The organism is Streptomyces sp. V2I9, from assembly GCF_030817475.1.
Taxonomy (GTDB): domain Bacteria; phylum Actinomycetota; class Actinomycetes; order Streptomycetales; family Streptomycetaceae; genus Streptomyces.
The window spans coordinates 176266-187953 of record NZ_JAUSZJ010000002.1 but is presented as its reverse complement, the minus strand read 5'-3'; the positions used below and the strand labels follow the sequence as shown (position 1 = coordinate 187953).

11 protein-coding genes and 3 pseudogenes are annotated in these 11688 nt (G+C 73.0%); 8 read left to right on the top strand and 6 right to left on the bottom strand.

All coding sequences use genetic code 11. The annotated features are described in order from the left end of the window. Nucleotides 1-137 precede the first annotated feature (137 nt). Nucleotides 138-2651, bottom strand: coding sequence for a helix-turn-helix transcriptional regulator (locus QFZ71_RS00845; protein ID WP_307666310.1), 2514 nt, complete (start codon nt 2649-2651; stop codon nt 138-140). Between the two features lie 155 nt (nt 2652-2806). On the opposite strand from QFZ71_RS00845, the gene QFZ71_RS00840 reads away from it, so the two are divergent. From QFZ71_RS00840 to QFZ71_RS00825, 4 genes and pseudogenes are all read left to right on the top strand, one after another. Then, entirely contained in the window at nt 2807-3034 is a 228-nt protein-coding gene (locus QFZ71_RS00840) for a hypothetical protein (protein ID WP_307666309.1), read from the top strand. A 38-nt stretch (nt 3035-3072) separates the two neighbouring features. Continuing rightward, nucleotides 3073-3346 (top strand): annotated as a pseudogene (locus tag QFZ71_RS00835) (IS5/IS1182 family transposase); the annotation flags it as partial. Between the two features lie 19 nt (nt 3347-3365). Beyond that, a pseudogene (locus tag QFZ71_RS00830) lies at nt 3366-3527 on the top strand (zinc-binding dehydrogenase); the annotation flags it as partial. A gap of 425 nt (nt 3528-3952) precedes the next feature. Then, on the top strand, nt 3953-4162 hold the full coding sequence (locus QFZ71_RS00825) for a hypothetical protein (RefSeq protein WP_373465064.1): 210 nt from the start codon (nt 3953-3955) through the stop codon (nt 4160-4162). Here the strand turns inward: QFZ71_RS00825 and QFZ71_RS00820 are convergent. The 5 genes and pseudogenes from QFZ71_RS00820 to QFZ71_RS00800 all read right to left on the bottom strand — a co-directional run bounded on the left by QFZ71_RS00820 (nt 4126) and on the right by QFZ71_RS00800 (nt 7477). Continuing rightward, nucleotides 4126-4629 carry an NUDIX domain-containing protein gene (locus tag QFZ71_RS00820; RefSeq protein ID WP_307666308.1) on the bottom strand — a complete coding sequence of 168 codons (504 nt, stop codon included), beginning with the start codon at nt 4627-4629 and terminating at the stop codon, nt 4126-4128. The two genes, QFZ71_RS00825 and QFZ71_RS00820, sit on opposite strands and share 37 nt — an antisense overlap. Nucleotides 4630-4706: 77 nt before the next feature. Continuing rightward, nucleotides 4707-4886: pseudogene (locus QFZ71_RS00815) on the bottom strand (PTS fructose transporter subunit IIA); the annotation flags it as partial. Between the two features lie 135 nt (nt 4887-5021). Next, nucleotides 5022-5435, bottom strand: coding sequence for an SgcJ/EcaC family oxidoreductase (locus tag QFZ71_RS00810; protein WP_307666307.1), 414 nt, complete (start codon nt 5433-5435; stop codon nt 5022-5024). Nucleotides 5436-5576: 141 nt separating this feature from the next. Further along, on the bottom strand, nt 5577-6806 hold the full coding sequence (locus QFZ71_RS00805; protein ID WP_307666306.1) for a hypothetical protein: 1230 nt from the start codon (nt 6804-6806) through the stop codon (nt 5577-5579). Between the two features lie 254 nt (nt 6807-7060). Next, nucleotides 7061-7477 carry a hypothetical protein gene (locus tag QFZ71_RS00800; RefSeq protein WP_307666305.1) on the bottom strand — a complete coding sequence of 139 codons (417 nt, stop codon included), beginning with the start codon at nt 7475-7477 and terminating at the stop codon, nt 7061-7063. A 475-nt stretch (nt 7478-7952) separates the two neighbouring features. Between QFZ71_RS00800 and QFZ71_RS00795 the strand changes: the two genes are divergently transcribed. The 4 genes from QFZ71_RS00795 (at nt 7953) to QFZ71_RS00780 (ending at nt 11648) form a co-directional block, all read left to right on the top strand. Then, nucleotides 7953-8204, top strand: a complete 252-nt coding sequence (locus tag QFZ71_RS00795) for a DUF5133 domain-containing protein (RefSeq protein WP_307666304.1) — start codon at nt 7953-7955, stop codon at nt 8202-8204. Between the two features lie 155 nt (nt 8205-8359). Continuing rightward, entirely contained in the window at nt 8360-9334 is a 975-nt protein-coding gene (locus tag QFZ71_RS00790) for a TIGR03557 family F420-dependent LLM class oxidoreductase (protein ID WP_307666303.1), read from the top strand. A gap of 111 nt (nt 9335-9445) precedes the next feature. Next, nucleotides 9446-9925: an SRPBCC family protein gene (locus QFZ71_RS00785; RefSeq protein WP_307666302.1), complete on the top strand. Its 480-nt coding sequence runs from the start codon at nt 9446-9448 to the stop codon at nt 9923-9925. A gap of 76 nt (nt 9926-10001) precedes the next feature. Next, on the top strand, nt 10002-11648 hold the full coding sequence (locus QFZ71_RS00780; protein ID WP_307666301.1) for an NAD(P)/FAD-dependent oxidoreductase: 1647 nt from the start codon (nt 10002-10004) through the stop codon (nt 11646-11648). Nucleotides 11649-11688 lie beyond the last annotated feature (40 nt).

Sequence of the window (11688 nt, the reverse complement as noted above, 5' to 3'; positions counted from 1 at the left end):
CGAGCCGGACGTCCCCCATGCTGCAGTCCCGTGCCGCCCGGCCGACAGGCCACACCACCGGCCATTGGTGACCGGCTGCCCCGGCACGCCCACTCATCGCGCCACACGGGCGGACGGCGGCCGTCATACCCGTGGGATCAGGCGGTGCCGGTCGACGAGGGCGGGAAGGTGGCCGGTGCGAAGTCGGGGTGCTGCCGGCGGTACAGGCTTCCGAGGTGGTGCTGCAGCCGGACGTGGCGGAACTGGTACACGGCGCCGGTCTGGCGCAGCACCCCTCGGCGGTAGGCGTCGTCCAGGAAGGCCGCGGGGTCCCAGGGGAGCTGGCCGGTCAGGGGCAGCCAGACACGTGCGAGCAAGAACCACTGTCCCCAGGCGGTGAAAGCGAGCACGTAGGAGGCCGCCCCGCCGAGGCCGCCGATCGTTCCGATGAACAGGCTGTCCGCGAGACCCCAGTGGAGTGGTCCCATCCAGTCCTGGAGCATCAGGACGATCACGTGTCCGCCGAAGGCGATGGCCAGGGTGAACATCGGAGCCAGGATGAGGAACTGCCGGCCCACCGTCGCCCGGTTCGCGAGCAACAGGCTTACCGGGGTGGCAGCAGCAGTGACGTCGACGGGCGCTTCGAGCATGGCCATGAGCCCGAAGACGAGACCCGCGGCCGTGCCGAAGATCAGCCCCAGGACCAGCATGTCGATCAGGGTTCCTTCGATGACCCGCGGATCGGTGAACGATGTCCCCGCCGCCGGCTCGCGTCCGAGGGCGAGAGCCCAGGCGCATCCGATGCCCATGACCGCCCCGCCGAACAGGCCGTGCCCGAACCGGACCGTGAAGGTACGAAGGGGCCTGCGGCCCAGACTGCCGGGCGTGGGACGCAGCCTCAGCCGGATACGGACCGGCTCGAAAGCCGCCGCGCCACCGGACCTGTCCGTCAGTACGTAGACGGAACCGAAGGCCAACCCCGCCGCAGGCCCCATGAGGCTTCCCTGTACGAGGAGTTCACCGAGTCCCAGCGGCGTGAGCAGCAGGCCGACCAGCCAGTTGGCCAGGGCGACGTTCATGGCAGTGGCCAGGACGACGGCCAGGGTCCGCGCGGAGCGGGACAGCGAGTCGCCGAGCTGCCACCACGCGAGATCCTGCTGCTCCCGGTCGGAACGCACGAGGTGATGGGCGAGGTGGCCGAGCCAGCGCTCGGCACGCGCAGGGTCCGCGTACGGCGCCTTCGGCTGCCGGCCGGCGGCGTCCCGTTCCGGGACGTGGCGCCGGTAGACAGCGGGCACGAAGCCCGCCAGCAGATGTTCCTCCAGGCTCTTCACCGAGGGGAAGCGGGTGGCGTCGAGGAGTTCGGAGGGGTCCCGTCCGGGGGTCTCGCTGTGCAGGGTGCGCGCGAGGATGACCATGAGCGGGGTGGTCAGCACCGTGGCGAGGTCCGCGGCCGCCCGGGTCTCGCGCGTGCGGAGTGCTGCCAGGACCGCCTCCCATCCCGTCCCGGGCTCGGTGGTGCTGTCGCCGCTGTCGCCGCTGTCGCCGCTGTCGCCTGGCGGGACGGTGCGGGTGGTGCGCGGCAGGTAGTCGGCGAGGTCGTCGAAGGTGAGGTCGGTGAGCTCGATGCCCCCCGCCCAGACGAGAGGCGCGCGGGCCGACCGGACTGCTTCGGCGTATTCGTCGCGTCGGCTGGTGAGAACGAGCGGGGAGGAGGTCGCGTTGAGCGCGTCCAACGCTTCGCGCCGCAGCCCCTCGGCGATCTCGTCGAATCCGTCCAGCACCGGGAGGATGAGGTCGGCGTCGAACAGTGCGACGGCCAAGGTCGCCCCGTGGGCCCCGCGGCGGGCCAGATGGGGGTGGTCACGCAGCAGCCGACCGATCAGCCAGTCCCGCAGAGCGGTGGTCGACGGATCCCAGCCACCGATGCTGAAGATGACCGGCACGCGGCCGTCCGGGGCCGGGGCTTCCAGGAGGTCCAAGGTGAGTCTGATCGTGAGAACGGATTTGCCCGAGCCTGCCCGTCCCAGGATCGCCATGCGTCCGGAGGGGATCCTGCGGTAGACGTCGGCCACGCTCCGCAGGTCACCGTCCATGTTCACCTCGGACGGTGCCTCACCCGGCCCGAGACGCTGGATGTTCTCCGCGCTGTCGGTCAGGCAGGCCGCCAGCGGTCTCCACCGGACAGGAAGGGGGAACGGGTCGTGGACCCGACGTTGGGCCTCCTCGCGGCGCCAGCGGCGCCGGACCTCCGTCGCCAGCTCTTGCGCCGCGTCGGCGAGTGAGTGGGGGACGGGCAACAGGACAGGGGAGGAGGGCGCCGGGCCCGACGGCTCATGCCCGGGGCGACGAGCGGCGGTTCCGGTGGGGACGAGCCCGGCCTCTTGCTCAGGCCCGGGTCCGGTTCGATCTTCCTCCTCCGCTCCGGATCGGGCAGCCGGGATGCTGCGCGCTCCGGCGAGGGCCGCCGCCAGACTCCGGCGGGCCTCCTCCCCGAGGTCGAGCGCGTCCGCCAGCAGGTTCACTGTCCCCATCCGGTGGTTCGACGACCTGCCGCTCTCCAGCCGTCGGATGGTGCGCACGCTGACCCCGGACCGCTCGGCCACCTGCTCCTGCGTCAGGTCCGCCTCCTCGCGCAGCCTGCGTAACAGAACGCCAAGACCGTCAGCCACCAAACATCTCCCTACCCACCAGTACGGAACGCGGCGAGCCTACCTGCGACCACCGGTCACAGATGGCCGGTTCCCTGACCTGTACAGCGGACATGACCAAGGTCACCGTCGGGGTCGGCGCCCCCGGGGCACACCGACGCCGGGCAAGGAGTCACATGGTCAACCGCTACTGGTGCGGCGAGTGCAGCTTCAAGACCTCCTGGCGAGGAGGGGCCGAGGGGCTGCATCGGCAGATCGAGCACTACGCCGAGAAGCATCCCGGCACTCCCCCGGGCGGCCAGATCGAGACGCGGCGGAGACGCGCCGGCAGGTGCCCCGGATGCCTCCTCCTGGCAGCCATCGCACTCGTCCTGCTCATCGCCGTCGCCGCCTGCCGACCCTGAGCGCCCGCGCTTCCCCGTCTGCGGGACAGAGGCACGACATCCCTCTGGCTGCCGCTCTGACCGGCGGAAACAGGCACGGCGTCACCCGGCTGGTGCCACTGCTCGATGCGATACCCCGTATGCGCGGCGTCCGTGGGCGGCCGCGGCGCCGGCCCGGGCAGGACCCGGTGGGTCGTGGAGAGGACCTTCGCCTTCGCCTGGCTCCACCAGTTCGAACGCCTCCGGATCCGCTATGGGACACGATCCGACCTACACCTCGGCCTGCTTCAACTCGCTTGCAGCATCATCTGCTTGAGACGACTCCGCACCTGATTCTGAAACGATCGGTCGCTGGGGCTCGCGCGAGGAACTCGCCGAAGTCCTCGACCTGGCCCACGCCGGAGCGGTGGATGTCCACGTGGAGACGTACGCCATCGACGAGGCCCCGCTCGCCTACGAGCGCCTGCACGAGGGCAGGGTCAACGGCCGGGCCGTCATCCTCCCCAACGGCTGATCCCGACGGCCCGTCCCGCATGAACCACCCCCCTCATGGTCCTGACGGGAGATCCCCGGCCGGTCCGAGCGGCCGACCGCTCCACGGCCGACCGGGCGGCCGCCCGGCCACCGCCCTCCCCGGCACATCACCTCTCCCGGCGCATCACCCTCGTGCCCCCTCGGCGGAACCACCGCCCGGGGGCACGCGCGGACAACCGCGAGCCCCGGACGCCACCCGGCCCTGGACTGGCCCCCATGGGTTCGTACCGCTCCTCCTTCTTCCGCTGATTCCCGGCCCGGACGGCCGCAGCGCGCCGCACCGCGCGTCCTCCCGGACACGCCGGTGACACCGTCCCGGTGACGTCGGCATCGACGTCACCCTTTCGCGCACGCCGCCGTCCCCTCCGCCGTCCGGCATCCACGCCCCGCCCCGCCGATCTGCTGGTGCTGGACGAGCCGACGAACCACATCGCACCGAGCCTCGTCGAGGAGGTGGAACAAGCACTCGACGCGTACCGGGGCGCGGTCCTCGTCGTCTCGCACGACCGCGCCTTCCGGTCCCGCTTCACGGGCGACGTCCTGGAGCTGCGGGCGGGCCGCCCGGGCGCGGCCCCGGCCTACGCGTCGGAGGAGGCGGCCCCGCCGCGCACCTGAGTACGCAGCCGGTCGACGAAGACCCGTTGACCGGCGATCAGCCGCTCCGCGGCCTGCTCCGGCGTGCACCAGGCGAACCGGTCCATCTCCGGGAACTCCTGCTGCACGCCGGACCCGCGCGGCCACTCCATCGTGAACGTCCCCGGCACGACCGACCCCACGTCCAGATCCGCCTCCACGGCCCAGGCGGTCACCGTCTTACCGCTGCGCTGGCGCGACTCGCCCAGCGCGATCCACTCACCGGGCGGGACGGGCACGCCCAGCTCCTCCACGAACTCCCGGCGGGCGGCCGCCTCCGCGTCCTCCTCGGGCCCGTACTCGCCCTTCGGCACCGACCAGGCGGCCTCCTCCCGCCCCGCCCAGAACGGCCCGCCCATGTGCCCGATCAGCACCTCTACGTCCCGCTCACCCTGCTCCTCCGTGACCCGGAAGAGAAGGAGCCCGGCACTGCGTCCTTTTCTCGACATGCCGTCAAGTCTGCGGCGACGGCGCGTGGGACGCGAGCCGTGGTCCCACCGGAGCGGCCGTCTCCGGGCGCGAGCCCTCACACCTTGCGGTAGCCGTACGCCTCCGAGGCAGCGGCCTCCACCGCCGCCAGGTCGCCGCCCGCCGAGGCGGTCATCACGGCGGCCACCGCGCCCTCCACGAACGGGGCGTCCACGAGCCGGGTGCCCGCGGGCAGCTCGTCGCCCTCGGCCGGCACGGACGTCACCGTGAGGACGGCGCAGCGGCTCATGCCCCGAACCGCCCCCGGAGACCAGCCCCGCCTTCCCCCGGGCGCCCGGGGAGGAGAGGAATCCCGGGAGGCGTACGCCTCCGTGCTCCTCGTCCGCGGTACGGCCGGCCGACTGCGGGCAGGCTACTCCGGCGGTGGGCCGGGTTCGCAGGGGAACGAGTGGTGCTCATGGGCGATCAGCCACCGGCCGGCCTCCTTGCGCAGCCCCAGGGTCAGCCGTAGCCGCAGACCGGGGCGGGCGGCCAGTTCCTCGGGTGTACCGCAGCGCAGCAAGGCGTACGCGAACGCGACATCCTGCCCCGCGACGACCTCCAGCTCCTCGACCGCGAAGTCGGCCCCTTCCTCCTGCCAGACGAAGAAGGGCGGCCAGACCTCCCGGTAGGCGTCCATGCCCCGTAGGCCCTCGTACGGCGGCGGCACGTCGAACATCACGATGTCCTCGGCGTGACCCGCCACCACGGTCCGCAGGTCACCGCGGTGCACGGCCGCGGCCCACTCCTCGATCAGGGCGCGGATCTGTTCGACATCGTCAGCCATGACGTTTTCCGTCCTTCTCCTGTCGGGTGGAACACGAGCCTAGGCATCCGATGCGCGCCTCGCAGCCGCGGCGGACACGTACGGTGCCCGGGCGTCCGGTCACGGCGCGTGGCGGAAACCGGGCAGGCCTGTGCGGAGGTGTCACCGCAGCAGTGCGGCGATGCCCTCCCGTGTCTCGGGCAGTCCGACCGAGCGGAGCCACGGCACGAGCCTGCCGAGTCCGTCGGCCGCCTCGGTGTCCAGGAAGGCTCGTAGCAGGTCGCGTTGGGCGGCTGTCATCGGCCGGGCCGGGGCGTGGCCGTCCGGGAAGGCCCGGCGCAGGATCGGCCCGCACTCGAAATCGACGACCGACGCGCCGTCCGCCCTCACGATGGCGAGCGCCACCGGGGCCACCTCCTCGAAGCTCTCGGCCAGGGTGAGCGCGGACCGCAGCACCGTGAAGCGGAACCACCCTTCCAGCCCGGCCAGAGGCTCGGTGAACCATCCGTCGGTCGTCCGCGGGTCCCGCAGAGCGCCGAGGAGGACCGCGAGCGCACGGGACCGATCGACAGGGTCGGGGCCGAGCGCGGCGCAGACCCGCACGGCGGGGTCGGGGTCGGTGAGCAGATCGGAGGTGTCGGCTCGCCACACGGCGAGCGCCCGCGCCATACCCGCCCGCGCCCGCCGGTCCGTCACGGTGCTCAGACGGGCGCGCACCAGCGCGGCGGCGCGGGGGATCCGGTCGCCGAGGCCCGGAGCGGAGAGGAGCGGGAGGGCCGCGCCGACCGCGGCGTCGCAGACGTGCGGGTCGGGAGAGGAGAGGTGCGGCTCGACGGCCTCGTACAGGGCGGGACGTACGGTCCGGCACGCGTCCAGCGCGGCGCGCTCCTCCGGGGTGCGCTCACGCGGCGTCCCGTCGTCCCAGGGCGCCCACCGCCAGTCGCTCCGGTCCGGTACCGGGGCCTCCCCGTACGCGGCCGCCGTGGCGACGTACGCCAGCCAGGCCAGCAGCGCCGCCCGCAGACTGCGGGGCGGCCCGTCGTCCCACGGGAAGTGCCCCTCGTGCACGGCGCGGCCCAGGGGGTGATCGAGGATGGCGGCGATGAACAGCGTGACGGGCGCGGTGACGGCGCACAGCGTGCCCTGGTGCAGCACGCTCATGTCCAGTGCGGCCAGCGCCCCGGACCGCACCTCGGGGTCCTCGTCCAACAGGGAGCACAGGTGGCCGGGGGTGTCCCCGGCGGGGCCGTAGGCGTGCCGGAAGGAGTCCCAGTCCGTCTCCGCCAGCACGCGCCGCGCCGCCGCGGGCAACCCGTCCGTGAGGCGTGCCACCCGAGCGGTCTCGCCATCTGCCCCGGCCGGCCCGGCTGTTGAGAGGTCTTCCGTGCTCATGGTGCCGGAGCATAGCGGCGGGCGCCGACAGCACCGCGAGGGTCATCACCGCTGATCGATCTTCGGCCCCTGTGCCGAGGCTTCTGCTCCCGTGCCCGTGTGGGTGTGAGTGGCGAACGCACGGCGAGGCCCACGTATCCGGACCGGTGCCCCTCCCGGCTCCCGTGCCCGCCGTCCCGCGCGCCGCACGGAGCCGCCGCGCCGGGCGGCGGTCGGTGGGTTCCCCGGCGGGCGCCCCGAGGCAGGCGTGCTGATCACGTGCCGGACAGGCGGAGCCCTCCGGACCACGATGCGCACCGGACGGTGCCGGACGCGAAGGCGATCTCCAGGGCGAGACGTCCGCCGCCCGGAGCGCCCTCCTCGCCGACGCCCAGCACCGTCTCGCCGAGATGGTCCGCGAACGGGGTCTCGCCGCTGACCGCCGATCCCCCGACGCGCCCGGACCCCGCCGGGTCGTCTTCCGCGAAGGGGGCCGTCTCCACCATCAGGCACCCGTCCGAACCCCTCGTGATGCGCGTGGCGACCGTCTCACTGTCGATCAGCCACACGTCCAGCGGGCCGGACGGCGGCTCCGAACCGTACGGACGCCCCGACACGACCACCCGTTCGATACGGCGCCCGACCAGGTAGCCGGGAAACACACCGACCCCGTGCAAGGGGCACGCGCTCATGCTTTTCCACTCCACCCGCCGACCGTACCGCCGGTGCTGACCCCGGTTCACCCGTTGTGCGGGATACGGGAAGGCATCGGCCCTCCCCTGGACCGGCGTCTCCTGCCTCGGCCCGGCTTGTCCGGTGCCTCGGGCGGCAGACCGTCGAGTAGGGCGTGCCGCTCGCAGGATGCCGCCGAGCGCGGTGCCGGTGCGATTTGCATGAACGACGCCCAGATGGGAAAAGTGACAGTGGAGGTCAGGAAGCGGCCCGTTCGAACCCGCTGCCGTCCCCCACGAGGTCTGCGGTGAGGTTCCCGCAGCACCCGAGAACCACTCCTTCGCGCGTTCTGTTCCCCTCCCTGCCCCGAGGCCGCCCGCCGCCCCAGGGGCGGTCCGGCCGTGCCCGAAGAAGTCCGCGGCGCCGGTCTCCGCTGCTCCTCTGCTCCTCGCCGGCCCCCGCCGGCGACCCGTCGTGAGAGAAAGGCCGAGTGCGATGCTGTTGGCCCATCCTGCGGTACTCGAAGAGCTGCTGCGTCGGTACGACGAACTGATGGCCGAACGAGGGAAGGACGCCGGAGAGGTGGCCCGGCGTCTGGAAGACGTCAGCTACACGCTGTGCGTGACCACCGGCACCCGCGACATCGCCTCGGCTGTCGTCGCCGCTCGCGAGCAGCTGCGCCGCCGCCCGATGCCGGTGAAGACGAAGCCCGCGTCCGCGATGCCCGCACCCGCCGCGCTCTCCTGACCGGCGGCGGAACGGTCGGCGGCCGCCCGGACGCCAGAGGCTCCGTTCCTCGTCCGGATGACGACCGGACCGGGGGACAGCGGGCGTTACGCGTCGGGAACAGGGGGTACTCCTATGCGGACAAACCGACCCCGGGTGCGCGGAACGAGGATCACATGCAGGTGGGATACAAGCTGGCGGCGGAGGCGTTCGGTCCGGCGGAGCTGGTCAGGCAGGCCGTACTCGCCGAGGAGGCGGGCTTCGACTTCGTCGAGATCAGCGACCACTACCACCCCTGGCTCGACAACCAGGGGCACTCCCCCTTCGCCTGGACGGTCCTCGGAACGATCGCCGCCAAGACGTCACGGATCGGTCTGGCGACCGGGGTGACCTGCCCCACCGTGCGCTACCACCCCGCGATCATCGCGCAGGCGGCCGCGACGCTCGCCCTGCTCTCGGAAGGCCGCTTCGTCCTGGGCGTCGGCTCGGGGGAGCGGCTCAACGAGCACGTGGTCGGCCCCGGCTTCCCCGATGCCGTCAGCACCCGGCACGCGCTGCTCAGGGAGGCCCTCGAGATCATCCGGCTGCTGTGGAGCGGCGGCTACCGGTCCTACGAGGGAACGTACCTGCGACTCCACGACGCGCGTGTCTTCGACCTGCCCGACGAACCGCCCCTGATCGCGGTGGCGGCCAGCGGACCGAAGTCGACCCGTATCGCCGCCGAACTGGGCGACGGCCTGTTCGCCACGGAGGACAAGCCGAGCATCGTCCGGGACTACCGCGACGCCGGTGGCAGCGGCCCCTGTTACGCGGAGGTCCCGATGGCCTGGGCGCCCGACGCGCACACCGGCGCCCGCGCCGCGCTGGAGACGACGCGGTGGGCGCTGACCGGCTGGAAGGTCATGAGCGAGCTGCCCAATCCGGTCAACTTCGACGCGGCGACCGCCACCGTCCGCGAGGAGGACATCCTGGGGAAGTTCGCCTGCGGTACGGACCCGGACCGGTACGTCGAAGTGGCCCAGCCGTTCGTCGACGCGGGCTACGACCGGCTCGTCATGCAGAACGCCGGCCCCGACCCCGACGGCTTCATCGACTTCTACCGGCGCGAACTCGACGGACGCATCCGACAGCTGAAGCCGAACAGCCGGTGAACCCGAGACCGTGAGCCGGTGAGTCCCGGCCCGGTCCCGTGAGTGCTCGAGCCGGGGGCGGTGGTCGCTCCCCGGCGTCCGGAACGCATCGACGACGAACCGAGGCAGAACATGGCCGCCAGGCACCATCTCATCGAGCGCCCGCCGTCCGCCGTATGGGCGGTGCTCGAGGACGAACGTCAGTACGGCAACTGGGTGGTGGGCACCTCCGGAACCCGGCGGGAACAGGGCGACTGGCCCGAGCTGGGCTCCTCGATCACCTACAGCGTGCGTCTGGGGCCCAAGGAGTTCACCGGGCGCACGGTGGTGCGGCGCGTGGAGAAGCCGCGGGCGCTGGAGTTGGAGGCCGAGGCCGGAGCACTCGGGTCGGCACGGATCGCCCTGGACATCCGGCCGTGGGGCGAGAAGACCCTCGTGACCGTCGACGAGCACCCGCTGCGCGGTGTCGGCGGCACCCTCCACAACGTCCTGCTGGACTCGCTGATCCAGATCCGCCACCGCTCCATGCTGGCGCGCCTCGCCCGGCTGACGGAACGCCTGACGCCGGCGGGACCGGAAGTGGGCGGACGCCGCGCCGCGAAGGCCGGCTGACCATGGATCCCCGCCGGGAACGGACGGTCCGGCCGGTACGGGCGTGCCGGCGGCCGGGACGGAGGGAGACACTGCCATGGCCGACGCGATCGTGATCGGCAGCGGGCCGAACGGCCTGGTCGCGGCCAACCTGCTCGCCGATGCCGGATGGTCGGTGGAGGTGCTGGAAGCCCGGGACGAGCCGGGCGGTGCCGTACGCAGCGACCATGGGGTCCACCCCGCGTACGTCAACGACCTGTTCAGCTCCTTCTACCCGCTGGCCGCGGCCTCCCCGGTGCTGGCCGGGCTGGATCTGCACCAGGACGGGCTTCGCTGGAGCCACGCGCCGCGGGTGCTCGCGCACCCGCTGCTCGACGGCAGCTGCGCGGTACTGGACCGCGACCGGTCGGCGACCGCCGACGGCCTCGACCGTTTCGCGCCCGGTGACGGCGAGGCATGGCTGGGCCTCTGCCACATCTGGGACCGGCTGGGCGAGGGGATCGTCGACGCCCTCTTCTCGCCCTTCCCGCCCGTCCGGGCCGGGACCGTGCTGGCCGCGCGGCTCCGGGCGGCGGGCGGGCTGCGGCTGGCCCGCAGCCTCGTCCTCCCGGTCCGCAGACTGGGCGAGGAGGAGTTCGCCGGGGAGGGCGGACGGCTGCTGCTGGCGGGAAACGCCCTGCACGCCGACCTGGCCCCCGAGGCGGCGGGCAGCGGCGGCTTCGGCTGGCTGATGTCCATGCTGGGACAGTTCCACGGCTTCCCCGTCCCCGTCGGCGGTGCCGGAGCCCTCACCGCCGCCCTGGTCGGACGGTTGCGGCGCCGGGGCGGAAGCGTCCGCTGCGGACAGCGGGTCACCGAGATCGTGGTCCGCCGCGGCCGTGCCGTGGGCGTCCGTACGGAGACCGGGGAAGGGGTCCCCGCCCGCCGGGCCGTACTGGCCGACGTCTCCGCGCCCAGCCTCTACGGAGCACTGGTCGCCGCCGAGCACCTGCCGGGCCGGCTCCTGGACGACATGCGGCGCTTCCAGTGGGACTTCGCCACCTTCAAGGTGGACTGGGCGCTGGGCGGCCCCGTTCCGTGGAGCAGCGAGGCCGCCGCGGCGGCCGGGACCGTCCACCTCGCCGAAGGGGTCGACGAACTCACCCGCTGCGCGTCCCAGATCGCCCGGAGTCTGATCCCGGACCGGCCGTTCCTGCTGTTCGGGCAGATGACCACGGCGGACGCGACCCGGTCGCCACGGGACACCGAGTCGGCGTGGGCGTACACCCATGTGCCGCACACCGTGAAGGGTGACGCGGGCGGGGCCGGGCTGACCGGCGGCTGGGACGCGGGGGAGCGGGAGCGGATGGCCGACCGGATCGAACGGCAGGTGGAGCGGTACGCCCCCGGATTCCGCAGCCGGATCCGGGCCCGGCGGATCCTCGCCCCGACGACCTTGGAGAACGAGGACGCCAATCTGGTGGGCGGGGCCATCAACGGCGGCACGGCCGCGATGCACCAGCAACTGGTCTTCCGGCCGGTGCCGGGAACGGGCCGTCCCGAAACTCCCGTGAAGGGGCTGTACCTGACCTCCGCGTCGGCCCATCCCGGAGGAGGGGTGCACGGCGCGCCGGGCGCCAACGCCGCTCGGGCCGCCCTGCGCTCCACGCGGGCCACGACGAGCGCGCTGTCCGCCGCGCAGCGACTGCTGGCCCGGCGGGACCGGACCGGCGAGACCACCCGCGCACGGGGCGAGCGGCCCTGACCGTACGCCCCTTCCGACCGTCCCGCCCGGCCGCGACCGG

Excerpts from the sequence above, each read along its gene's own strand:
- QFZ71_RS00840 (WP_307666309.1), top strand. The coding sequence starts at position 2,807 with ATGGTCAACCGCTACTGGTGCGGCGAGTGCAGCTTCAAGACCTCCTGG.
- QFZ71_RS00820 (WP_307666308.1), bottom strand. The coding sequence starts at position 4,629 with ATGTCGAGAAAAGGACGCAGTGCCGGGCTCCTTCTCTTCCGGGTCACG.
- QFZ71_RS00810 (WP_307666307.1), bottom strand. The coding sequence starts at position 5,435 with ATGGCTGACGATGTCGAACAGATCCGCGCCCTGATCGAGGAGTGGGCC.
- QFZ71_RS00805 (WP_307666306.1), bottom strand. The coding sequence starts at position 6,806 with ATGAGCACGGAAGACCTCTCAACAGCCGGGCCGGCCGGGGCAGATGGC.
- QFZ71_RS00800 (WP_307666305.1), bottom strand. The coding sequence starts at position 7,477 with ATGAGCGCGTGCCCCTTGCACGGGGTCGGTGTGTTTCCCGGCTACCTG.
- QFZ71_RS00795 (WP_307666304.1), top strand. The coding sequence starts at position 7,953 with ATGCTGTTGGCCCATCCTGCGGTACTCGAAGAGCTGCTGCGTCGGTAC.
- QFZ71_RS00790 (WP_307666303.1), top strand. The coding sequence starts at position 8,360 with ATGCAGGTGGGATACAAGCTGGCGGCGGAGGCGTTCGGTCCGGCGGAG.
- QFZ71_RS00785 (WP_307666302.1), top strand. The coding sequence starts at position 9,446 with ATGGCCGCCAGGCACCATCTCATCGAGCGCCCGCCGTCCGCCGTATGG.
- QFZ71_RS00780 (WP_307666301.1), top strand. The coding sequence starts at position 10,002 with ATGGCCGACGCGATCGTGATCGGCAGCGGGCCGAACGGCCTGGTCGCG.